The sequence below is a fragment of the Nocardioides sp. T5 genome (assembly GCF_048161455.1).
Lineage (GTDB): Bacteria > Actinomycetota > Actinomycetes > Propionibacteriales > Nocardioidaceae > Nocardioides.
Map to the genome: position 1 here is coordinate 585,629 of NZ_CP182415.1, position 22,432 is coordinate 608,060.

23 protein-coding genes are annotated in these 22,432 nt (G+C 72.1%); 18 read left to right on the forward strand and 5 right to left on the reverse strand.

Annotated features, from left to right (window positions below):
• The first annotated feature begins 19 nt into the window (after positions 1–19).
• Complete coding sequence (locus ACNKF0_RS02830; protein WP_416955588.1) at positions 20–496, forward strand: hypothetical protein; 477 nt, start codon at positions 20–22, stop codon at positions 494–496.
• A gap of 24 nt (positions 497–520) precedes the next feature.
• Here the strand turns inward: ACNKF0_RS02830 and ACNKF0_RS02835 are convergent, their stop codons facing one another.
• Together ACNKF0_RS02835 and ACNKF0_RS02840 are read right to left on the reverse strand one after the other, a co-directional pair.
• On the reverse strand, positions 521–685 hold the full coding sequence (locus ACNKF0_RS02835) for a hypothetical protein (protein ID WP_416955590.1): 165 nt from the start codon (positions 683–685) through the stop codon (positions 521–523).
• A gap of 52 nt (positions 686–737) precedes the next feature.
• A complete protein-coding gene (locus tag ACNKF0_RS02840; protein WP_416955592.1) occupies positions 738–1,025 on the reverse strand; it encodes a DUF1330 domain-containing protein in 288 nt (95 codons plus the stop codon).
• A 70-nt stretch (positions 1,026–1,095) separates the two neighbouring features.
• Between ACNKF0_RS02840 and ACNKF0_RS02845 the strand changes: the two genes are divergently transcribed.
• The 3 genes from ACNKF0_RS02845 to menD are packed head-to-tail and all read left to right on the forward strand — an operon-like array spanning position 1,096 to position 4,666.
• Positions 1,096–2,115, forward strand: a complete 1,020-nt coding sequence (locus tag ACNKF0_RS02845) for an AMP-binding protein (RefSeq protein ID WP_416955594.1) — start codon at positions 1,096–1,098, stop codon at positions 2,113–2,115.
• Entirely contained in the window at positions 2,112–3,065 is a 954-nt protein-coding gene (locus tag ACNKF0_RS02850) for an o-succinylbenzoate synthase (protein WP_299923168.1), read from the forward strand. Before ACNKF0_RS02845 ends, ACNKF0_RS02850 begins: the two co-directional genes overlap by 4 nt.
• Positions 3,062–4,666: a 2-succinyl-5-enolpyruvyl-6-hydroxy-3-cyclohexene-1-carboxylic-acid synthase gene (menD, locus tag ACNKF0_RS02855; RefSeq protein ID WP_416955597.1), complete on the forward strand. Its 1,605-nt coding sequence runs from the start codon at positions 3,062–3,064 to the stop codon at positions 4,664–4,666. The genes ACNKF0_RS02850 and menD overlap by 4 nt, the downstream gene beginning before the upstream one ends.
• Before the next feature lie 51 nt (positions 4,667–4,717).
• Here the strand turns inward: menD and ACNKF0_RS02860 are convergent, their stop codons facing one another.
• Positions 4,718–5,929 (reverse strand): family 16 glycosylhydrolase, encoded by a 1,212-nt coding sequence (locus ACNKF0_RS02860; protein WP_416955599.1) that lies wholly within the window; start codon positions 5,927–5,929, stop codon positions 4,718–4,720.
• A gap of 136 nt (positions 5,930–6,065) precedes the next feature.
• Here ACNKF0_RS02860 and ACNKF0_RS02865 point away from each other — a divergent pair, with 136 nt between their 5' ends.
• On the forward strand, positions 6,066–6,701 hold the full coding sequence (locus ACNKF0_RS02865) for an MBL fold metallo-hydrolase (RefSeq protein ID WP_416955601.1): 636 nt from the start codon (positions 6,066–6,068) through the stop codon (positions 6,699–6,701).
• Between the two features lie 14 nt (positions 6,702–6,715).
• Here ACNKF0_RS02865 and ACNKF0_RS02870 read toward each other — a convergent pair whose 3' ends face one another.
• A complete protein-coding gene (locus tag ACNKF0_RS02870; protein WP_416955603.1) occupies positions 6,716–7,957 on the reverse strand; it encodes an isochorismate synthase in 1,242 nt (413 codons plus the stop codon).
• A gap of 118 nt (positions 7,958–8,075) precedes the next feature.
• On the opposite strand from ACNKF0_RS02870, the gene ACNKF0_RS02875 reads away from it, so the two are divergent.
• The 3 genes from ACNKF0_RS02875 (at position 8,076) to ACNKF0_RS02885 (ending at position 10,953) form a co-directional block, all read left to right on the forward strand.
• Complete coding sequence (locus ACNKF0_RS02875) at positions 8,076–9,263, forward strand: AMP-binding protein (protein WP_416955605.1); 1,188 nt, start codon at positions 8,076–8,078, stop codon at positions 9,261–9,263.
• 63 nt (positions 9,264–9,326) lie between these two features.
• Positions 9,327–10,487 (forward strand): AMP-binding protein, encoded by a 1,161-nt coding sequence (locus tag ACNKF0_RS02880; RefSeq protein ID WP_416955607.1) that lies wholly within the window; start codon positions 9,327–9,329, stop codon positions 10,485–10,487.
• A 100-nt stretch (positions 10,488–10,587) separates the two neighbouring features.
• Positions 10,588–10,953, forward strand: coding sequence for a hypothetical protein (locus ACNKF0_RS02885; protein ID WP_299923151.1), 366 nt, complete (start codon positions 10,588–10,590; stop codon positions 10,951–10,953).
• Between the two features lie 25 nt (positions 10,954–10,978).
• On the opposite strand, the gene ACNKF0_RS02890 is transcribed toward ACNKF0_RS02885, so the two are convergent.
• Positions 10,979–11,974 carry a L,D-transpeptidase family protein gene (locus ACNKF0_RS02890; protein ID WP_416955609.1) on the reverse strand — a complete coding sequence of 332 codons (996 nt, stop codon included), beginning with the start codon at positions 11,972–11,974 and terminating at the stop codon, positions 10,979–10,981.
• A 147-nt stretch (positions 11,975–12,121) separates the two neighbouring features.
• On the opposite strand from ACNKF0_RS02890, the gene ACNKF0_RS02895 reads away from it, so the two are divergent.
• The 10 genes from ACNKF0_RS02895 to nuoI all read left to right on the forward strand — a co-directional run bounded on the left by ACNKF0_RS02895 (position 12,122) and on the right by nuoI (position 22,432).
• Entirely contained in the window at positions 12,122–12,766 is a 645-nt protein-coding gene (locus ACNKF0_RS02895; RefSeq protein WP_416958407.1) for a demethylmenaquinone methyltransferase, read from the forward strand.
• A 212-nt stretch (positions 12,767–12,978) separates the two neighbouring features.
• A complete protein-coding gene (locus ACNKF0_RS02900; protein ID WP_191194416.1) occupies positions 12,979–13,338 on the forward strand; it encodes an NADH-quinone oxidoreductase subunit A in 360 nt (119 codons plus the stop codon).
• 6 nt (positions 13,339–13,344) lie between these two features.
• Positions 13,345–13,899, forward strand: a complete 555-nt coding sequence (locus tag ACNKF0_RS02905; RefSeq protein ID WP_254180924.1) for a NuoB/complex I 20 kDa subunit family protein — start codon at positions 13,345–13,347, stop codon at positions 13,897–13,899.
• Positions 13,900–14,105: 206 nt separating this feature from the next.
• A complete protein-coding gene (locus ACNKF0_RS02910; protein WP_416958409.1) occupies positions 14,106–14,759 on the forward strand; it encodes an NADH-quinone oxidoreductase subunit C in 654 nt (217 codons plus the stop codon).
• Positions 14,759–16,099: an NADH-quinone oxidoreductase subunit D gene (locus ACNKF0_RS02915; protein WP_416955612.1), complete on the forward strand. Its 1,341-nt coding sequence runs from the start codon at positions 14,759–14,761 to the stop codon at positions 16,097–16,099. The genes ACNKF0_RS02910 and ACNKF0_RS02915 overlap by 1 nt, the downstream gene beginning before the upstream one ends.
• The gene (gene nuoE / locus ACNKF0_RS02920) at positions 16,096–16,770 is read left to right on the forward strand and encodes an NADH-quinone oxidoreductase subunit NuoE (RefSeq protein ID WP_299923138.1); all 675 of its coding nucleotides are present in this window, start codon (positions 16,096–16,098) and stop codon (positions 16,768–16,770) included. Before ACNKF0_RS02915 ends, nuoE begins: the two co-directional genes overlap by 4 nt.
• Positions 16,767–18,077 carry an NADH-quinone oxidoreductase subunit NuoF gene (nuoF, locus tag ACNKF0_RS02925; protein ID WP_416955615.1) on the forward strand — a complete coding sequence of 437 codons (1,311 nt, stop codon included), beginning with the start codon at positions 16,767–16,769 and terminating at the stop codon, positions 18,075–18,077. The genes nuoE and nuoF overlap by 4 nt, the downstream gene beginning before the upstream one ends.
• A complete protein-coding gene (locus tag ACNKF0_RS02930) occupies positions 18,074–20,542 on the forward strand; it encodes an NADH-quinone oxidoreductase subunit G (protein WP_416955617.1) in 2,469 nt (822 codons plus the stop codon). Before nuoF ends, ACNKF0_RS02930 begins: the two co-directional genes overlap by 4 nt.
• Positions 20,542–21,882 (forward strand): NADH-quinone oxidoreductase subunit NuoH, encoded by a 1,341-nt coding sequence (nuoH, locus tag ACNKF0_RS02935; protein WP_299923133.1) that lies wholly within the window; start codon positions 20,542–20,544, stop codon positions 21,880–21,882. The genes ACNKF0_RS02930 and nuoH overlap by 1 nt, the downstream gene beginning before the upstream one ends.
• Positions 21,875–22,432, forward strand: a complete 558-nt coding sequence (nuoI, locus tag ACNKF0_RS02940) for an NADH-quinone oxidoreductase subunit NuoI (RefSeq protein ID WP_299923131.1) — start codon at positions 21,875–21,877, stop codon at positions 22,430–22,432. Before nuoH ends, nuoI begins: the two co-directional genes overlap by 8 nt.

Here is a 22,432-nt window from a genome sequence, read left to right on the forward strand (position 1 = left end):
GCGCGGAAGGGACGATGGCGTGACGACGAAGAGTGACTTCTCCGAGGAGGAATGGGCCCGGATCGTGCGGGCGCCGTTCGTGGCCGGGCTGGCGATCTCCCTGGCCGATCCGGGCGGCCCCATCGAGGCCGCGAAGGAGACGATGGCCTCGATGAGGTCGGCCACCAGCCCGCCGAGCCGCGAGGAGCTCCTGTCCGACGTGGCGCTCGACGTCCAGGCCATGGTGCAGGAGCGCCGTCACCCGCTGAAGGGGTACAAGCCCACGGGGCCGGCGGTCGGGGACGAGGTGGTCGCCGAGCTGCGCGAGGTGGTGGCGGTCGTGGCCGGCACCGCGACGGCCGAGGAGGCGACGGCGTACGGCGCGTGGTTGCTCGCGAGTGCCCAGGCGGCGGCCGAGGCCGCCAAGGAGGGCGGCTTCATGGGCTTCGGCGCGGAGCAGGTCAGCGCCGGCGAGCAGGCGATGCTCGACCGGGTCCGCGAGGCCGTCGCCACCTGAGGCGCGCGTCGAGGGGACGCGCGGTCACGGCTCGCGGCTGTCGGCGTCGGTCCCGCCGTCGGCGCGGCCCTGCGCCATCCGCGCGGTGTCACGCCTGATGCGCTCCGCCCGGCGTCGCTCGAAGAGCAGGATGGCGACGACGACCCCCACCATCACGACGACGGTCATGACGAGCCGGAAGGCGTCCATCCCTCCACGATGCCACGCCCCCGACGGGGATCGAAGCGGCGCTCGGCGGCGGCTACGCGCCCGGCACCACGCGCATGTCGCGGTCCGCGCCGCCGTCGAGGGCGCGGAGCGCCTCCTGGTAGGCCTCGGTGTCGTGCGCGGCGACCGCCGCCTCGACCGACGGGAACTCGAGCACGATCGTGCGGGTGGGCTCGCCCTTCTCGAAGGTCACCTCCGGCACGCCCCGCACCAGGAACCGCCCGCCCGCCGCGGTCAGCGCGGGACCGGCGAGGGTGGCGTAGGCCGCCACCTTGTCGGGGTCGTGGACGGCCTTGTAGGTGGTGATCCAGTACGCGGTCATGGCCGCGACACTACGACGTGCGCCGCGGAGCGGAGGCCGCGAGCCGGGCAGAGCCACTAGCGTTCGTCGGGTGAGCTTCCTGCGCCCCTCGGACGAACCCTCCGTCGCCATCCGGCAGCTGTCGCGGTGGCTGGAGGCCGATGCCGCTCCGCCGCTCCTGATCGAGACCTCCGGCTCCACGGGCAGGCCCAAGGGCGTCGTCATCCCGCGCCGCGCCGTGCTCGCCAGCGTCGAGGCGTCCGCGCGCCGCCTCGGCGGCTCCGGCCGGTGGCTCCTCGCCCTCCCGTCGTCGTACGTCGCGGGGGTGCAGGTCATCGTGCGCTCCCTGGTCGCCGGGCACGAGCCCGTCGTCGTCGACGGCCTCGACGTCGGGCGCGCGATGGCCGCTGACCACGCCGACATCCCGACGTTCGCCTCGCTCGTGCCCACCCAGCTGCACCGCATCGTGGGCGACCCCGAGCAGGTCGCCGCCCTCGCGCGCTGCCGGGCCGTGCTGGTCGGCGGCGGCGGGCTGGACCCGGAGGTGCGCCGGCGGGCCGAGGAGCTCGGCGTCCGCGTCGTCGCGACCTACGGCTCCTCCGAGACCTCCGGTGGGTGCGTCTACGACGGCCTGCCCCTCGACGGCGTCGGCGTGACGATCGGCGCCGAGGGGCGCATCCGGATCGCCGGACCCACCTTGTTCAGCCACTACTCCGACGACCCCGAGCTGACCGCCGAGTCCGTCGTCGACGGCTGGTTCCTCACCTCCGACGCCGGACGCCTCGACGAGGACGGGCGCCTGCAGGTCATCGGGCGCATCGACGACGTCGTCGTCAGCGGCGGCGTGAAGGTCCCGGTGACCGCCGTCGCCCAGCGCCTGCGCCAGCACCTGCTTGTCGAGGACGCCGAGGTCCTCGGCGTCCCCGACCCCGAGTGGGGACAGCGGGTCGTCGCCGTCGTGGTCGGCAACGTCCGCGAGGGCGAGCTGCGTGACTGGGTCAGCCTCGAGCACCCCCGGTCGTGGGCGCCGCGCGAGTTCCGCTGGGTCGACAGCCTGCCGCTGCTGCCCAACGGCAAGGTCGACCGGCAGGCCATCCGGGCCGCGCTGTGACGGCCGACCTGCACGTCTTCTCCATCCCGCTGCGTACGAGGTTCCGCGGCATCACCGAGCGCGAGGGGGTGCTCCTGCGCGGCGACGCCGGGTGGGGGGAGTGGTCGCCCTTCCTCGAGTACGACGACGCGACCGCGCGCCCGTGGCTCGCCTGCGCGCACGAGGCGGCCGACGTGGGCTGGCCGGAGCCGCTGCGCGACGTCGTACCCGTCAACGTCACCGTCCCGGCCACCGACCCCGAGCGGGCGCACGCCATCGTCAGGGCCGGCGGCTGCCGCACGGCCAAGGTCAAGGTCGCCGAGCGCGGCCAGACGCTGGCCGACGACGTGGCGCGCGTCGAGGCGGTGCGCGACGCCCTCGGGCCCGACGGCCTGGTGCGCGTGGACGCCAACGGTGCGTGGGACGTCGACGAGGCGGTCCGCGCGATCGCCGCGATCGACCGCGCCGCCGGCGGGCTGGAGTACGTCGAGCAGCCGGTGGCGGCCGTCGAGGACCTCGCTGTCGTACGCCGACGCGTGGCCGTGCCGATCGCCGCCGACGAGTCGATCCGCCGGGCCGAGGACCCCTACCGGGTGCGCGACCTCGAGGCGGCTGACATCGCGGTGCTCAAGGTCCAGCCGCTCGGCGGTGTCCGGGCGTGCCTGCGGATCGCCGAGGACATCGGGATGCCCGTCGTGGTCTCCAGCGCCATCGAGTCGAGCGTCGGCATCGCGGCAGGCGTCGCCCTCGCGGCGGCCCTGCCGGAGCTGCACCACGCCTGCGGGCTGGCCACGGTCCAGATGCTCACCGACGACGTCGCGGCCGACCCGCTCCTGCCGGTCGACGGGATGCTGCGGGTGGGGCGGCCGGTGGTCGACGAGGACGCCCTGGCGCGGCTCGCGGCCGCCGACGACCGGGTGGCCCACTGGCGCGCCCGGCTCAGCGACGTAGGGCAGGATCGGTCCTCGTGAACGCCTCGACGCAGCTGGCTCGCACGGTCGTGACGGCGCTGCGCGGTGCACGCGTCGGTGAGGTGGTCCTGGCTCCCGGTTCGCGCAACGCGCCGCTGTCCTTCGCGCTGCACGACGCCGCCCGGGCCGGTGGCCTGCGCCTGCACACCCGGATCGACGAGCGCACGGTCGGCTTCCTCGCCCTGGGCCTGGCCAAGGTCGGAGGCGACCCGGCCGCCGTCGTGTGCACCTCCGGGACGGCCGTCGCCCACCTGCTGCCCGCCGTGATGGAGGCGGCCCACGCCGGGGTGCCGCTGGTGGTCGTCACCGCTGACCGTCCGGCCCGGCTGCGCGGCACCGGCGCCAACCAGACCACCGACCAGGCCGGCATCTTCGGTGCGTTCGCGGCGACCCTCGACGTGGCGGCAGCCGACCTCGAGGAGCTCCTCGGCTTCCTGCGGCAGCACCGCCACCGCCGGCCGGTCCACCTCAACGTCCAGCTCGACGACCCGCTGCTCCCCGACGACGCATGGACGCCCGCCGACAGTGCCCCCGAGTGGGTCGACGACGACCTCGGCCCGGTGCAGACCAGCCTGATGGTCGAGGCGGGCCCCCGCACCGTGGTGGTCGCCGGCGACGACGCCGGGCCCATCGCCCGCCTCATCGCGCAGAGGGCTGCCTGGCCGCTGCTCGCGGAGCCGTCGAGCGGCTGCCGCACCGGTGCCAGCGCGATCCGCACCTACCGGCTCCTGCTCGACGGCGAGCTCGGGGAGCAGGTCGAGCGGGTCCTGGTGCTGGGTCACCCGACCCTGTCGCGCCCGGTCTCGCGCCTGCTCGGGCGGGCCGACGTCGAGGTGGTCTCGGCGCGGCACCGCGGCATGTGGACGCGCCGCCCCTTCCCGGTCGACCACGAGGCGGACCACCTGCTGGTCGAGGACGCGACCGACACGTCGTGGGCCGACGCCTGGCAGCAGGCCGACCGGTCGGTGTCGCAGCAGCTCGACCGCCTCCTCGCCGAGGAGCCCGACCTCACGCCGTACGAGGTGGCCGGGGCCGTCAGCCGCGCGCTGCCGCCGGGTGGCCTGCTGTTCGTGGGTGCCTCGAACCCGATCCGCGACCTCGACCTGATGGTCGCCCGCTACGAGGTCGGTGGCCGACGCAAGGTCATCGCCAACCGCGGCCTGGCCGGCATCGACGGGACCGTCAGCTCGGCGGTCGGCGCAGCGCTCGGTCGACCGCGGTCCTCACGCGCGCTGGCGCTGATGGGCGACGTGACGTTCCTGCACGACACGACCGGTCTCCTCCTCGGCCCGCGCGAGGAGCGGCCGGACCTGACGATCGTCGTGGTCAACGACGACGGCGGGTCGATCTTCGCGACCCTCGAGCAGGGAGCCCCCGAGCACGCCGACCGCTTCGACACCCTCTTCGGCACCCCGCACGGGGCCGACCTGGCGAGCCTCTGCGCTGCTGCACGGGTGCCGCACCTGCAGGCCGGCAGCCTGCCCGAGCTCGAGCAGGCGCTCGCGATGCCCAACGGCGGCATCGAGGTCGTCGAGGCGCGGGTGCGCCGGGACAACCGCCGCGAGCTGGACGAAAAGATCCGCGCGCTGGCCCTTCCCTGAGTCAGGGAGTGGACCAGCGCGCGGACCGTGGTGCTGCGGTGCGTCAGAGGCTCAGGCCTGCGGGGTCTCCCACACGCGGACCCAGTCGACGTACATGTGCTGCGGCAGCTTCTTGTCGTTCATCTCCAGGGCCTCGTAGTCGGAGGCGAGGAGGCTGAGGATGAGGTACTGCTGGGCCTTGGACACGCGCTTCGACGTGCGCCAGGTCTCCTTGCCGTCGATGCGGAAGATGAGCGTCTTCGGCGTCCACTGGACCGAGAACACGTGGTAGTTCTTCGACCAGCCGTCGCGCTTGTTCTTCAGGAACGACTTCGAGTCCTTGATCCACGAGCCGGTCTTGATCAGGCGCTTGCCCTTGTACCAGTGGATGAAGCTGGTGAGGCCACCCTGCGGGTGCTTGTCGCCGAAGTACTCGATGATGTCGATCTCGTGGCCGTCGCTGCCGGGGCCGTTGCCGCCGACGGGCTGCGACCAGAAGCTGGCGTGCTGGCCCTGCGACTTGTTCATCTTCACGCGCGCGGCGGCGACGCCGTACTTGAAGCTGAACGCGCCCTCGGTGCCGACGTGGCCGTTGAGGCGGTAGGAGATCTTCTTCTTGAGCTTGCGCGAGGTGGCCTTGCACTTGCCCTTGGCCGACTTGTCCTTGATGACGCTCAGGCGCAGGGCGCCGCCGCCGACCTTGACGGCCTTCGGGTCACCCTTGGAGCACTTGCGCTTGCTCTGGGCCTCGTAGTCCTGGCCGCGCATGTTCCACATGGGGCTCAGCGAGCCGCCGGAGAACTCGTCGCTGAAGGTCGGGGTCAGCCACTGCGCGGTGTCGGCGGCCGAGCTGGAGACCTTCTTGAGGCCCTTGAACTTCTGCGCGGTCACGCGGTAGGTGACAGCGGCGCCGTTGCTGGAGACCGCGGCACGGAAGTTGGCGTCGCCGGAGCGCTCCTGCTTGGCGGTGCCGACCTTCTTCCACGACGAGCCGTTGAGCCGCTCGAGGACGACCTTGCGGCCGACCTTGACCGGCTTGATGGTCGCGGTGACGGCGGCCTTGGCCGAGCTCGCGCTGGCGGTGCGCTTGCCCTGCTGGACGATCTGCGGGAGCACCTCCACGGAGATCTTCTGACCGGCCTTCCTGGCCACCGACGAGGTCACCGACGTCGACGCGGGGCTTGCCGCGGAGTCGGTGGCCGAGCCGGTCTCGACGGTCAGGAGCAGGGACGCGGGCAGGAGCAGCGCGGCGGCGCTGCCTGCGAGCACGCGGCGTGCAGACATAAAGGACTCTCTTCGTCTCGGGTGCGATTGGTGTTTCCCCCAGGGCACTCCACCCGTCGGAGGCTGCCCCACCCTAACCTTCCGCCCCACCCGTGAGGCGATTTCCCGATCGCGGCGCGCGCCTATGGTGGGGGCCATGCGGATCACCAAGTTCGGCCACGCGTGCGTCCGGGTGCAGGGTGACGGCGGGGTCGTCGTCATCGATCCCGGGGTCTTCACCGACCCGGCAGCCCTCGAGGGCGCGGACGCCGTCCTGATCACCCACGAGCACGCCGACCACGTGCATCCCGACCACCTCCGCGACAGCGACGTGCCGATCTGGACGATCGCCGCCGTCGAGCGGCTGCTCCGCGAGCAGGCGCCCGAGGTCGCCGGGCGCGTGACGGTCGTGCACCCCGGCGACCGGCTCGAGGTCGCCGGCACTGCGGTCGAGGTCGTGGGGGAGAAGCACGCGGTCATCCATCCCGACTACGACCGCTTCGACAACTCCGGCTACGTCCTGGAGTCCGCGGGAGCGAGCGTCTACCACCCCGGTGACGCGCTGACGGCGCCCGGCCGAGCGGTCGACGTGCTGCTCGCGCCGGTGAGCGCGCCCTGGCTCAAGGTCAGCGAGGCGATCGACTTCGTGCGCGAGGTGGCGGCACCGCGGTCGCTGGCCATCCACGACCGCGTCTACAGCGACATCGGACTCGACATGGTCGCCACGCACATGGCCAACCTCCTGCCCGAGGGCCAGGCCTTCGAGCGTCGCGACCCCGGCCAGGACCTCTGACCCAGGGGAGTGGTTCAGCCGGCGCCGAGCGCGTCGCGCACGGGCACGAACTTCGCCTGCGACTCGGCCAGCTCGGCCTCGGGGTCCGAGCTCGCGACGATGCCGCAGCCGGCGAAGAGCCGGACGCCGCCCTCGGTCACCATCGCCGAGCGCAGCGCGATGCCCCACTCGCCGTCGCCGGAGGCGTCCATCCAGCCGACGGGACCGGCGTAGCGGTCGCGCGGCATGCCCTCGATCTCGGAGATGAGACGCGTCGCCTCGGCCGTCGGGGTGCCGCCCACGGCCGCGGAGGGGTGCAGCGACTCGGCCAGCTGCAGCGACGTCGCGTCGTCGTGGACCACGCCGTTGACGTCGGTGGCCAGGTGCATGACGTTGGGCAGGTGGAGGACGAACGGCGCCTCCGGCACGTTCATCGACGAGCAGTGCGGCTCCAGGGCGTCGGCGACCGAGCGCACGGCGTACTCGTGCTCCTCGAGGTCCTTCGACGAGCGGGCCAGGGTGGCGGCGAGGGCGAGGTCGCGCTCGTCGTCGCCCGTACGCCGGATGGTGCCGGCCAGCACCCGGGAGGTCACCAGGCCGCGCTCGCGCCGCACGAGCATCTCGGGGGTGGCGCCGAACAGTCCGTCGACGTGGAACGTCCAGCACATCTCGTAGTGGGCGGCGAGCTCGCGCAGCGGCCAGCGGACGTCGAGCGGCTCGTCGGTGGTGGCGATCAGGTCGCGGGCCAGCACCACCTTCTCCAGGTCGCCGGCGGAGATGCGGCGTACGGCCTCGGCCACGACCGACATCCACTCCTCGCCGTTGCGGGCGCCGTCGGAGAAGACGAGCCCGACGGGCGGATCGGGGGCCGGGGCGGGGACCAGCTTCGGCGCCTCGACCGAGACGGTCGTCAGCCAGGCCCGGTCGCCGCGACGTCCGACGACGACCTGGGGGATGACGAGCACGGAGTCGCCGGGCTCGTCGGCGAACGCGAAGGCGCCGAACGAGACCAGGCCCGTGCCCGGCTCGACGACCTGGTCCTCGACGTCGGCGCGCGCGACGGTCTCCGACCACCACTTCACCGCGTCGCTGAACCGTGTCGGTCCTGAGGTGTCCAGGCGGGCGGCGACGCCCCACCCGACCAGCCCCTCGTCGCGGCGCAGCCAGCTGACCGGGTCGTGCCGGGGCAGCAGGTCGAGGAGGCGGAGGTCCGCCGGGTCCACCGGGACGGTGCGCACGACGAGCGGCGGGGTGGAGGCGGACGCGGGGGTCGTCACGAGGGGGGAGCCTACGCCGAGGCGTGCAGGGCGAGGACGAGAGATCGCCAAACGGCGAACAGGAGAGGCGTACGTCACCTAGGTTGCCTCGGTAACCGACACCCCTAGGAGCCCGCACGTGCCTGCCCACGAATCTCCTCTCGTCCGGTTGGAACGCCACGCGCGCAACCGTGCGCTCGAGGTCGCCGTGACGGAGGTGCGCGACGGGTCGTGGACCACGCTGACGTGGAACGAGCTCTACCGGCGGGTGATCGACGGCGCCGCCGGCATGATCGAGGCCGGGGTCAACCCGGGCCAGGTGGTGGTCCTCCGGGTCCCGACCGGCGTGCGCCAGCTCGAGCTCGAGCTCGCCACGCGTGTCGCCGGGGCGGTGCCGCTGCTGCTGCCCGAGCACCTCGACCCGGCCGAGGTGGGTCGGCTCCTCGACGAGGTGGAGGTGCGGCTCGTCGTGGTCGACGACGAGCATCGCCTGTCCCTGCTCCGGCGGGCTGCCCTCGCCGACGCCCAGCTGTTCGAGTGCGACGACCGGTCCTGGGAGCGCCTGCGCGGCATGGGCCTCGAGCGCCGCAAGCGCCAGCCCGACCTGCTGTCCTGGGTCGCCGGCGTGCGCGCCGGGGCCCCCTCGGCGCCGGTGCTCGGCCTGCCGCGCGAGAAGGCCCAGGCGTGGCTCTTCCGCCCCGAGTGCTCCGGTGCCCTGTCCGAGCTCACCGGCACCGACGTCGTCCTGCTGACGGGTGAGGCGGCCGACCGCTTCACGACCGTCGCGCGTGACGCGCACCTGACCTCGGGCTGCACCCTCGCCTGGGTCGAGACCCCGGAGGAGCTCGAGGCGGCCCTCGCCCACGTGGCGCCGACCCACGTGCTGCTCGACCACGCGGCAGCCAGGGTGCTGGAGGACCTCCTCGAGGCCGGCACCGTCGACGGCTCGCCGTGGCACGCGACGCCGCGCGAGGTCCTCGACGCCGCGTCCGCGCAGGTGGCCGAGGCGCGGCTGGGCTCGAAGGAGCGCAAGCTCGCCGCCGAGGTCACCGCCCTGGCGCCCTGGTGGGGCGGCCGGTTGCGGGTGCTGGTGATGGACGCGCGCGTCCACCGCAGGGTCAGCGCGCTGGCGACCACCCTGGGCTTCCGCCTCGGACGCATCGCGCACCACCCCGCCGTCCGGCTCGAGCTCGCGCGCGAGCACGCGGTGGTCGAGGTGCCGGCCGCGCCCCGGGTCGAGGCCTCCTCGGTGTCCCTCCCGCGTCGCGGGAGGGCGGGCGACGGGCTGGACTCGGCCTTCTCGCTCGCTGGTACGCCCGGCAGCTGAGCAGCGCCCGGGCGTCGGAGCAGCCGGGCCGTCTCCGGGAGTGAGACCGCTCCCCAACTGTTCGTGCAGTCGCTCTCACGGCTGTCGCGCGAACGCCCCGACGACGCCGCGTTCCTGCTCGTCGGCCCCGACGGCGTCACGCCGCGCACCTGGGCCGAGGTGGCGCAGACGGTCGAGCGTGCCGCGGCTGGGCTGGTCCGCAGCGGGCTGCGCGTGGACCAGGTCGTCCTCTCCCTGCTGTCGTCCGACCACGCCCACCCCGAGCTGGACCTCGCCATCCGGGCGATCGGCGCGGTGGTGGTCCACGTCGGACCTGGCGTGACGACTGCCGAGCTGGCGGGCGACCTCGACGGTGCCGACGTACGCCTCGTGGTGGCCGAGGATCCCGCGGACCTCTCCCGCCTCGACGGGGTCGCGCTGACCCGGGCCGGGTTGTTCTCCCTCGACGGCGGCCGCGGGTGGGCCCGGCTCCTCGAGCTCGGCGCGGAACGGCTCGTGATGGACCCGACGGCGGTCGAGCGTGCGGACAGCATCGTCGACCCGGACGGCGCGGGCCCCCGGCTCCTCTCGGGCGCGACGCCCGTCGGGCGCGCTCCGGAGGGCGCCCTGCGCGACGGCGTGCTGGATCCCCGCGCGGTGGCCCTGGTGGCGGGCGACGCCGCCGACCCCCTGGTCCAGGTGGTGCGGGAGGCGCACCTCGACCTCGGCTTCACCCTCTGCGTGGTCGAGGACGCGGCGCGCCTGCCCGAGGTCGCGACCATCGCGCACCCCTCGGTCCTCGTCGTCCCCGAGCGGCACGCCGACGGCCTGCCCGACGTGCTGCGGGTCCTGGCGCCGGCCGTGCCCAGGGCACGCCGGACCCGCGCGTGGCGCGCCGGATCCGGGCGCGCCCCGGGCGCGCCCTCGTCGGCCCGCGGCCCGCTGGTGGTCACGCCGGCGCCGACGGAGGCGGTGCGAGCGACCCTCGCCGAGATGGGCGGTGCGCTCGAGGTCGTCACGCTCCCCGAACTCCGCGCCGCCGACCTGCCCGAGCCGCCGCCGGTGGTCCTCGGCGACGCCGCCCTGCTGCCACGGCGGTCGCGTCGCGCACCCGGCGACCACTTCGGACTGCGTCTCGAGCCCGAGGTGGACGCCTCGGCGTTCCTTCCGTCGCTGCCCCTCATGTCGGGGGAGTCCTTCCTCGACCAGCTGCTTCTCTCGCGCGCCCGCCAGGCACCCGAGTGAGGGCGCGGCGACCTCGCCGCGCCGGCACCGCGGCACCCGCCCCGGGCCACTCCCTCCTCCCACCGCGCGACGCGGCGGGAACCACACGAAAGGCACTCGCATGACCAACGTGGACGTGATCCTCAAGGAAGCAGTCGGCATCGACGGCGCGGTCGCCGCGCTCCTCGTCGACTACCAGTCCGGCATGGCGCTGGGCCAGGCCGGCGACGCCTCGGTCCTCAACCTCGACATCGCCGCCGCCGGCAACACCGACGTGGTCCGCGCCAAGATGCGCACGATGGAGAGCCTCGGCCTCGACGACCAGATCGAGGACATCCTCATCACCCTCGGCAAGGCCTACCACCTGATCAACCTGCCCAAGGGACACCCGGGCCTGTTCATCTACCTGGTGCTCGACAAGAGCCGCGCCAACCTCGCCATGGCCCGCCACAAGCTGGCCTCGCTCTCCACCCAGATCGAGATCTGAGCACGACCGAACGTGGCGGACCGGGTCAGGAGCGGTAGACGATCACCTTGTCGCCGAGCCTGACCCGGTCGAACAGCCAGGCCACCGTGGCGCGGTCACGGACGTTGACGCAGCCGTGGGACGCGCCGTTGTAGCCGTTGGCGGCGAAGTCGGGGGAGTAGTGGACCGCCTGCCCGCCGGAGAAGAACATCGCGAACGGCATCGGGGTGTCGTAGAGGCTCGAGACGTGGTCGCGCGACTTGCGGAACACGGTGAAGGCCCCCTCGCGGGTGGGCAGCTCGTCGGACCCGAAGCGCACCTCGACGGTCTCGAGGACCACGCCGTCGACGACCCAGCGCAGCGACCGTGACGTCTTGTCGACGCACATCGCCCGACCGGAGAGGCAGCGTGGGTCGAGGGCCGGGCCGGAGGGCACGATGTTGAACAGCTCGGCCTTCGTCGGCGTGCGGGTCATCGCCTTGAGCCGGGTGAGCGTGCGCCGGTCGACCGCGCCGGTCACCGGGATCCGTCGCTTGGCCTGGAAGCCCTTCACCGCCTGCACGGTGGCGCGGGAGTAGCGACCGGTCACCTTGGCGTCGTACCACCGGACCTGCTTCAGCCGTGCCTGCACCTGGCGCACCCACATGCCCGTGTCGCCACGCTGCAGCAGCGGCCGGCCCGGGGTGTACACGTTGTGCAGCGCCTCGGTCGTCGGCTCGGTCGTGAGGCTCACGATCTTGAGCCAGGTGCGCTCGTCGACGACGCCGTCGGCGGTCCAGCCGCGGCGGCGCTGGAAGGTCGCGACGCCGTCGCGGGTCTCGCGGTCGAACCGGTTGGTGACGACCTCGGAGTGCAGGTCGAGCTGGTGCAGTCGGCTCTGGAGCACCCGCACCCGCCACCCCGCGTCACCGAGCTGCATCGGCGTGAAGGCGGCCCGCACCGCCGGCGCGGCGGAGGCAGCTCCGGTCGCGGCGACGCCGCTGAGGCCGGTGAGGGCGCAGAGAAGTGCGAGGACGAGCGCAGGAGCGCGATGGCGTGACATGTGGGTCCTCCCCGGTGGTGCCGTCGACGGTGGTGATCATAAGGACGTACGACGACACCCCCACGTTGCGCCCTCCGTGGTTCGGACGCCTACGCTCGCGGCGTGGCCCGCGCTGACCTGGACAAGCAACCGACCGACGTACGTCGCATGTTCGACACCGTGGCCAAGCGCTACGACCTCACCAACGACCTCATGACGGCGGGGATCCAGCGCACCTGGCGCCGCGCGATGGTCGAGGCCGTCGCCCCGCAGCCCGGCGACCTGGTGCTCGACCTCGCCGCCGGCACGGGCTGCTCGAGCGAGCCCTTCGGCGCCCACGGGGCCACGGCCGTCCCGTGCGACTTCTCGGTCGGCATGCTGCAGCAGGGGAAGAAGGACCGGCCCGCGCTGCCCTTCGTCGCCGGCGACGGCACCCGGCTGCCGTTCCTGGACGACACCTTCGACGCGGTGACCATCTCCTACGGCCTGCGCAACTTCGTCGACCCGGTCGCAGGGCTGCGGGAGATGCTCCGCGTCACCCGGCCGGGGGGCCGGCTCGTGGTGTGCGAGTTCAGCACCCCCACCAACGGCGCCTTCCGCACGCTCTACCTCGACGGCTTCATGCAGGCCCTGCCCCGGATCGCCTCGCTCACCGCGAGCGCGGCCGACGCCTACGTCTACCTCGCGGAGTCGATCCGCGCCTGGCCCGACCAGGAGGGACTCGCGGCGATGCTCGCGGAGGCCGGCTGGCAGCGCCCCGAGTGGCGCAACCTCACCGGCGGCATCGTTGCCCTGCACCGCGCCACTGCCTGAACCCGCCCGCGCCATTTAGGGCATGTCTTCGTCACCTAAATCCGCAGGTCAGGGCCGCAAAGAGTGGTGGCCGGGCGGCCGCCGGGCGGTCGGCCCCCCGACGTGACGCACGCCGCACCGGAGTCCTAGACTGTGGCCCGCGCCACTCGTGAAGCCATTCACAAGGGCACATGTCCAGCAGGGCGTGGCGCAGGTCCACCGGAAGGGAAGCGATGGAGCTCTACACGCCGATCCTGGCGCTGGCACTCATCGCGACGGGCTTCGCGGTCTTCTCCGTGATCATGAGCGCCGTCGTGGGTCCCAAGCGCTACAACCGGGCCAAGCTCGACTCCTACGAGTGCGGCATCGAGCCGACGCCGCAGCCCGTCGGAGGCGGCAGGATCCCGGTGAAGTACTTCATCACCGCGATGCTCTTCATCGTCTTCGACATCGAGATCATCTTCCTCTACCCGTGGGCCGTCCACTTCGACCAGATGGCCCTCTTCGGCCTCGTCGAGATGGTCCTGTTCATCGCGACTGTGTTCGTGGCCTACGCCTACGTGTGGCGCCGCGGCGGACTGGATTGGGACTGACCAGCCATGGGACTTGAAGAGAAGCTGCCGTCCGGCGTCCTGCTGACGACCGTCGAGGGCGTCGCGGGCTACATGCGCAAGGCGTCGTTCTGGCCCGCCACCTTCGGGCTGGCCTGCTGCGCCATCGAGATGATGACCACCGGCGGCCCCAAGTACGACCTCGCGCGCTTCGGCATGGAGGTCTTCCGCGCCAGCCCGCGCCAGGCCGACCTGATGATCGTCGCCGGCCGGGTGAGCCAGAAGATGGCCCCGGTCCTGCGCCAGATCTACGACCAGATGCCCGAGCCCAAGTGGGTCCTCGCGATGGGGGTGTGCGCGTCCTCGGGCGGCATGTTCAACAACTACGCGATCGTCCAGGGCGTCGACCACGTCGTCCCCGTGGACATGTACCTCCCCGGCTGCCCGCCGCGCCCGGAGATGCTCATCGACGCGATCCTCAAGCTGCACGACCAGGTCCAGCAGACCAAGCTGGGTGCCAACCGTCGCGACGAGGTCGCCGAGCTCGAGACCGCTGCGCTGCGCGCCCTGCCCACCTCGGAGATGAAGGGTCTGCTCAGGTGACCGACAAGCCCGACGAGAAGCCCGACGAGAAGGCCGCCGGCAAGGCCCAGGACGAGTCCGACGACAAGACCGACGCCAACGAGTCCGCACGTCCCGCCGAGGAGCGCAACCTCGAGAAGGCCAAGTCCGAGACCGGCACCGGCAGCGGGGTCGAGCAGCCGGCGCCCGAGCAGTCGCCGGAGAACCTCCCCGCCCCGACCGGCGAGGTGCGCGCGGTCGGCGAGCGGCACGGCATGTTCGGCGTCAGCGGCACCGGCGACACCTCCGGCTACGGCGGTCTCGTCAGCGCGACGGTCTTCCCGGCCCCGTCCCAGAAGCCCTACGGCGGCTGGTTCGACGAGGTCGCGGGTGCGTTGGAGGCGCGGCTCGAGACCACCGAGCTGACCTCGGCCATCGAGAGCGTCGTGGTCCACCGCGGCGAGATCACCTTCCACGTCCGCCGCGAGGACCTCCCCTTCGTGGCCCAGATGCTCCGCGACGACGAGGCCCTCCGCTTCGAGTTCTGCTCCGGCGTCAGCGGCGTGCACTACCCCGAGGACACCGGACGTGAGCTCCACGCCGTCTACCACCTGACGTCGATGACCCACAACCGGCGCATCCGCCTCGAGGTGACCGCGCCGGACAGCGACCCCCACGTGCCGAGCCTGGTGAGCATCTACCCGACGCTCGACTGGCACGAGCGCGAGACCTACGACATGTTCGGGCTGATCTTCGACGGTCACCCCGCTCTGACCCGGGTGCTCATGCCGGACGACTGGCCGGGCCACCCGCAGCGCAAGGACTACCCGCTCGGCGGCATCCCGGTCGAGTACAAGGGTGGCTCCATCCCTCCGCCGGACCAGCGAAGGTCGTACAACTGATGACTACCGAGCAGGACTTCTACGCAGCGCCCGGCGAGACCAGCCAGGGCCGCGTCTTCACCGTCACGGGCCAGGACTGGGACTCGATCACGCAGAGCATCGGCGAGTCCGCCGAGGAGCGGGTCGTGGTCAACATGGGCCCGCAGCACCCCTCGACCCACGGGGTGCTCCGACTCATCCTCGAGCTCGAGGGCGAGACGGTCACCGAGGCGCGCTGCGGCATCGGCTACCTCCACACCGGCATCGAGAAGAACATGGAGTACCGCTCCTGGGTGCAGGGAACGACGTTCTGCACCCGCATGGACTACCTCTCCCCGTTCTACAACGAGGCGACCTACGTCCTGGGCGTGGAGCGGCTGCTCGACATCGAGGACGACATCCCGGAGAAGGCGCAGGTCATGCGCGTGCTCCTGATGGAGCTCAACCGGATGTCCTCCCACCTGGTCGCCATCGCGACCGGCGGCATGGAGATCGGCGCCCTGACGGTCATGACGATCGGCTTCCGCGAGCGTGAGCTCGTGCTCGACCTGTTCGAGCTGATCACGGGCCTGCGCATGAACCACGCGTTCATCCGTCCCGGTGGCGTCGCCCAGGACCTGCCGCCCGGCGCCCTCGACGAGATCCGCGACTTCATCACGCTGATGAAGAAGCGGCTGCCCGAGTACGCCGCCCTCTGCAACGCGAACCCGATCTTCAAGGGTCGCCTCGAGGGCGTCGGCCACCTCGACCTGGCCGGCTGCATCGCGCTCGGCCTCACCGGCCCGGTGCTCCGCTCGACCGGCTACGCCTGGGACCTGCGCAAGACCCAGCCCTACTGCGGCTACGAGGACTACGACTTCGAGGTCCAGACGTGGGACACGGCCGACTCCTACGGCCGCTTCCGCATCCGGCTCAACGAGATGTGGGAGTCGCTCAAGATCGTCGAGCAGTGCGCCGACCGCCTCGCCGGCCTCGAGGGCGCGCCCGTCATGGTGGGCGACAAGAAGATCGCGTGGCCCAGCCAGCTCGCCATCGGCAGTGACGGCATGGGCAACAGCCTCGACCACATCCGCCACATCATGGGTGAGTCCATGGAGGCGCTGATCCACCACTTCAAGCTGGTCACCGAGGGCTTCCGGGTCCCCGCGGGCCAGGCCTACGTCCCGATCGAGTCGCCGCGCGGCGAGCTGGGCGCCCACGTCGTCTCCGACGGCGGTACGCGACCCTTCCGCGCGCACTTCCGCGACCCGTCGTTCACCAACCTGCAGGCGACGAGCGTGATGAGCGAGGGCGGGATGGTCGCCGACGTCATCGTCGCCATCGCGTCCATCGACCCCGTGATGGGAGGCGTCGACCGATGACGATCGACCACGAGCTGGGCGGGCCCACGCTCGACGACAAGACCTGGGCTGAGCTGCGCGAGATCGCGGCCCGCTACCCCGAGGCCCGCTCCGGCCTGCTCCCGATGCTGCACCTCGTGCAGTCGGTGCAGGGACGGATCACGCCAGAGGGCATCGAGGCCTGCGCCGAGATCCTCGGCATCAGCGCCGCCGACGTCAACGGCGTCGCGACGTTCTACACGATGTACAAGCGCAAGCCGGTCGGCGACTACCACGTCGGGGTCTGCACCAACACGCTCTGCGCGGTCATGGGCGGCGACCTCATCTTCGAGCGGCTCAAGGAGCACCTCGACGTCGGCAACGACGAGACCACCGCCGACGGCAAGATCACGCTGGAGCACATCGAGTGCAACGCGGCCTGCGACTACGCCCCGGTGATGATGGTCAACTGGGAGTTCATGGACAACCAGACCCCCGAGTCCGCCGTGCAGGCCGTCGACGACCTGCGCGCCGGCAAGGAGGTCCACTCCACGCGTGGCCCGCGGCTCTGCACCTGGCGTGAGGCCGAGCGGGTGCTCGCCGGCTTCCCCGACGACCGTGCCGACGAGGGCCCGACCGCCGGTCCCGCCTCGCTGGCAGGCCTGAAGATCGCCCGTGAGAAGGGCTGGACGGCTCCGGAGGGAGAGAAGTGACCGACACCCTGACCCCGGTCCTCACCGACAACTGGGACGGCGAGCGCGCCTGGACCCTCGCGGCCTACGAGGAGCGCGGTGGCTACGCCGCCCTCGACAAGGCGTTCGCGATGGCCCCGGACGACGTGATCAACGCCGTCAAGGAGTCCGGACTCCGCGGCCGTGGCGGCGCGGGCTTCCCCACCGGCATGAAGTGGGGCTTCATCCCGCAGGACAACCCGAAGCCGAAGTACCTCGTGGTCAACGCCGACGAGTCCGAGCCGGGCACCTGCAAGGACATCCCGCTCATGATGGCCAGCCCGCACACGCTGGTCGAGGGCGTCATCGTCAGCTCCTACGCGATCCGGGCCAACACGGCGTTCATCTACGTGCGCGGCGAGGTCCTCCACGTGATCCGCCGCCTCCAGCGCGCGGTGCAGGAGGCCTACCTGGCCGGCCACCTCGGCAAGAACATCCACGGCTCGGGCTTCGACCTCGACCTGATCGTGCACGCGGGCGCCGGCGCCTACATCTGCGGCGAGGAGACGGCGCTGCTCGAGGGCCTGGAGGGTCGCCGCGGCCAGCCTCGCCTGCGCCCGCCGTTCCCGGCCGTCGCCGGTCTCTACGCCAGCCCGACGGTGATCAACAACGTCGAGTCGATCGCCTCGGTGCCGAGCATCATCACCCACGGCGCCGCCTGGTTCGCCGGCATGGGCACCGAGAAGTCCAACGGCTACGGCATCTTCAGCCTGTCGGGCCACGTCAAGAACCCCGGCCAGTACGAGGCCCCGCTGGGCATCACCCTGCGCCAGCTCATCGACCTCGCCGGCGGGATCCGCGAGGGCCACGAGCTGAAGTTCTGGACGCCCGGCGGCTCGAGCACCCCGCTCCTGACGCCCGAGCACCTCGACGTGCCCCTCGACTTCGAGGCGGTCGGCGCGGCGGGGTCGATGCTCGGCACCCGTGCGCTGCAGATCTTCGACGAGACCACCTGCGTGGTCCGTGCCGTCCTGCGGTGGACCGAGTTCTACAAGCACGAGTCCTGCGGCAAGTGCACCCCGTGCCGCGAGGGCACCTGGTGGCTCACCCAGACGATGGCCCGCCTGGAGAAGGGCGAGGGCCACGAGTCCGACCTCGACCTGCTGCTCGACCAGTGCGACAACATCCTGGGCCGCGCGTTCTGCGCGCTCGGCGACGGTGCCACGAGCCCGATCTCGAGCTCGATCCAGCACTTCCGCGACGAGTACCTCGCGCACCTGACGCACGGCGGCTGCCCGTTCGACCCGGCCGCCTCGACCGCCTTCGCACCCGTGGGAGCCTCTGCATGACCGCGACCGACAAGGCGCCGGAGAAGACCGACGCCGGCCTGGTCACCCTGACCATCGACGGCGTCCAGGTCAGCGTCCCCAAGGACACCCTGGTCATCCGCGCGGCCGAGCAGGTCGGCGTGCAGATCCCGCGCTTCTGTGACCACCCTCTGCTCGACCCGGTCGGCGCGTGCCGCCAGTGCCTCGTCGACATCCCCGACGCCGGCAACGGCCGCGGCTTCCCCAAGCCGCAGGCCTCCTGCACCCTGCCGGTGGCCGAGGGCATGGTCGTCAACACGCAGGCCACCAGCGAGGTGGCCGACAAGGCCCAGCAGGGGATCATGGAGTTCCTGCTGATCAACCACCCGCTCGACTGCCCGGTCTGCGACAAGGGCGGTGAGTGCCCCCTGCAGAACCAGGCGATGAGCAACGGCCGCGGCGAGAGCCGGTTCTCCGAGTCCGGTGGCATCAAGCGCACCTTCCCCAAGCCGATCAACATCTCCGCCCAGGTCCTGCTCGACCGCGAGCGCTGCGTCCTGTGCGCCCGCTGCACCCGCTTCTCCGAGCAGGTCGCCGGCGACCCCTTCATCGCCCTCGCCGAGCGCGGTGCGCTGCAGCAGGTCGCGATCTACGAGCGCGAGCCCTTCGAGAGCTACTTCTCCGGCAACACCATCCAGATCTGCCCCGTCGGCGCACTGACGTCGGCCGACTACCGCTTCCGCTCCCGCCCGTTCGACCTCGTCTCGACCCCCGGCGTCGCGGAGCACGACGCCTGCGGCGCAGCGATCCGCATCGACCACCGTCGCGGCAAGGTCATGCGGCGCCTCGCCGGCAACGACCCCGAGGTCAACGAGGAGTGGATCAGCGACAAGGACCGCTTCGCCTTCCGCTACGCACAGGCCGCGGACCGGATCACCTACCCGCAGGTCCGCGACGTCCTGCCCGACGGGACCAGGGGCGAGCTGCGCCCCGCGTCGTGGACCGAGGCGTTCGCGGTCGCGGCCCGTGGTCTCCGCGACGCCGGGGCGTCCGCCGTGCTCACCGGCGGCCGGCTGACGGCCGAGGACGCCTACGCGTACGCCAAGTTCGCCCGCGTCTCGCTCGGGACCAACGACATCGACTTCCGGGCCCGCCCGCACAGCGCGGAGGAGGCGAGCTTCCTCGCCAGCCACGTCGCGCTCGCCGGTGACGTCACCTACGCCGACCTCGAGGCCGCGCCCGTCGTGGTGCTGCTGGGCCTCGAGCCCGAGGACGAGGCGGCGACGCTCTTCCTGCGCCTGCGCAAGGCCGCCAGGCGCGGTCGCACCCAGGTCGTGTCCGTGGCGCCCTACGCCTCGCGCGGCCTGACCAAGATGGACGGCCGCCTCGTGCCGGCCGTGCCCGGCACCGAGGTCGAGGTGATCGGCTCGCTCAAGGACGCCGAGCACGGCGTCACCAAGGACGCCGTCATCCTCGTCGGGGAGCGCCTCGCCCAGACCCACGGTGCGCTCAGCGCCGCAGCCGACCTCGCCGCCGGCACCGGTGCCCGCATCGCGTGGGTGCCGCGTCGCGCCGGCGACCGTGGCGCCGTCGAGGCCGGTGCCCTGCCCAACCTGCTGCCCGGCGGGCGTCCGCTCACCGAGGCGTCCGCGCGCGTCGACATGGGTGCCGCCTGGGGTACGGAGTCCCTCCCCGCCAAGGTCGGCCGGGACGGCAATGCGATCGTCGCGGCGCTGGCCAAGGGCGACCTCGGCGGCCTCGTCGTCGGTGGCGTCGACCCCGACGACACCGCCGACCCGGCAGCGTTCCGCGCCGCCCTCGACGCGGCCGGCTTCGTGGTCAGCCTCGAGCTGCGCGAGACCGACGTGACGCGCGTCGCCGACGTCGTCCTCCCGGTGGCCCCGGTCGCCGACAAGGCCGGCACCTTCGTGACGTGGGACGGGCGGGCGCGGTCCTTCGACGCCGTGTTCGCCAACCCGGCGTCGCTGCCCGACCTGCGGGTCCTGTCCGGCATCGCCGACGAGCTCGCCTCGATCGGCCACGGTCGCCCGCTCGGCTTCCGCACGGTCGCCGAGGTGCGCGACGAGATGCAGTCCCTCGGCCCGTGGGACGGCGCCCGCCCGGCACTCGACGCCGGCAAGGCGCCCAAGCCGGCCAAGGCACCCAGGAAGGCCGGCACCGGCTTCGCGCTGGCCACCTGGAAGCAGCTCGTCGACCTCGGCTCGATGCAGGACGGTGAGGAGCACCTCCGCGCCACCGCCCGCAGGCCGGTCGCGCGCGTGAGCCGTGCGTCGTACGAGTCGGTGCTCGGCATGCTCGAGGCGCAGCCCGGCGGCGAGCAGCTCGTCACCGTCACCGGTGACCGGGGCAGCATGACGCTGCCCGTCGTGGTCGCCGACATGCCCGACGGCGTCGTCTGGGTCCCGGCCCGCTCGACCGGTCGCGGCGTCCTCGCCGAGCTCGCCTCGCCCGGCAGCACGGTCACCCTGAAGGGAGCAGCGCAGTGATGCACCTCGCCCCGCTGGCGGCGGACCTGCCCGACCCGGGCCTGGCCGCCTTCGGCCAGGACCCGTGGTGGGTCATCGCCCTCAAGGCCGTCTTCATCTTCCTGATCCTGGTGCTGCTGACGCTTTTCAACATCTGGTTCGAGCGCCGCGTGGTGGCCCGGATGCAGCACCGCGTCGGGCCCAACGTGAACGGCCCCTTCGGCCTCCTGCAGTCGCTCGCCGACGGCGTGAAGCTCGCGCTGAAGGAGGACATCATCCCCAAGGCGGCCGACAAGGTCGTCTTCCTGCTCGCGCCCGTCATCGCCGTCGTGCCGGCCTTCGTCACCTGGTCGGTCATCCCGCTCGGTCCCGAGGTCAACTTCTTCGGCCACCAGACGCCGCTGCAGCTGACCGACATGCCGGTGGCGGTGCTCTTCATGCTCGCCATCGCCTCGATCGGCATCTACGGCATCGTCCTCGGCGGCTGGTCGTCCGGCTCGACCTACTCCCTGCTGGGCGGCCTGCGCTCGAGCGCGCAGATGATCTCCTACGAGGTCGCGATGGGCCTCGCGCTCGTCGCGGTCTTCCTCTATGCCGGGTCGATGTCGACCTCGGAGATCGTCGCCGCCCAGGACCGGTTGTGGTTCGGGCTGATCCTGCTGCCGTCGTTCGTCATCTACGTGATCTCGATGGTCGGCGAGACCAACCGGGCCCCCTTCGACCTCCCCGAGGCCGAGGGCGAGCTGGTCGGCGGCTTCCACACCGAGTACTCCAGCCTGAAGTTCGCACTCTTCTTCCTCGCCGAGTACATCAACCTCGCCACCGTGTCGGCCATCGCCACCACCCTCTTCCTGGGCGGCTGGGCCGCGCCGTGGGGCATCGAGAACGTGTGGGAGGGCGCCAACAGCGGCTACTGGCCCCTGCTGTGGTTCTTCGGCAAGGTCTTCATCTTCATCTTCATGTTCGTCTGGCTGCGCGGCTCGCTGCCCCGCATGCGCTACGACCAGTTCATGGCGCTCGGCTGGAAGATCCTCATCCCGGTCTCCCTGGCCTGGATCGTGGCCGTCGCGACCATCCGCGTCATCTCGCTCGAGGGCAACATCAACCGCACCTACCTCGTCGCGGCCATCGCGGTGCTGCTCGTCCTCACGGTCGGGCTGCTGTTCGTCGGCGACAAGGGCGACACGTCGGACGACGAGTCCCCGGTCGAGGCGGGCGAGGAGCCCCACGACGCGTTCGCCGGCGGCTTCCCCGTGCCGCCGATGCCCACCGGCGGCGCCGTGCGCGGAGGCGCCGCGCCGCTGACGTTCGCCCAGAGCCGCACCACCGTCACCGCTGCAGCGGAGGAGAACCATGAGTGAGTCCCCTCAGTCCGGGCAGGGGTCCAAGGGCGTCAAGGAGAGCCTCTGGGACCCGATCGCCGGGTTCGGCGTCACCTTCCGGACCATGTTCAAGAAGGTCGTCACCGAGCAGTACCCGTTCGAGAAGATGCCGACCGCTCCGCGCTTCCACGGCCGGCACCAGCTCAACCGCTGGCCCGACGGCCTGGAGAAGTGCATCGGGTGCGAGCTGTGCGCGTGGGCATGCCCCGCCGACGCGATCTACGTCGAGGGCGCGTCCAACGTCGACCTGCCCGACGGCTCGGGACGCTTCAGCCCCGGCGAGCGCTACGGCCGCGTCTACCAGATCAACTACCTGCGCTGCATCCTGTGCGGGCTCTGCATCGAGGCGTGCCCGACCCGCGCGCTGACGATGACCAACGAGTACGAGCTCGCCGACGACAACCGCGCCGACCTGATCTACGAGAAGTCCGACCTCCTCGCGCCGCTCCTGCCTGGCATGGAGGAGCCGCCGCACGCGATGCGGCTCGGCGACGACGAGGGCGACTACTACCGGGGGGCCACACGATGA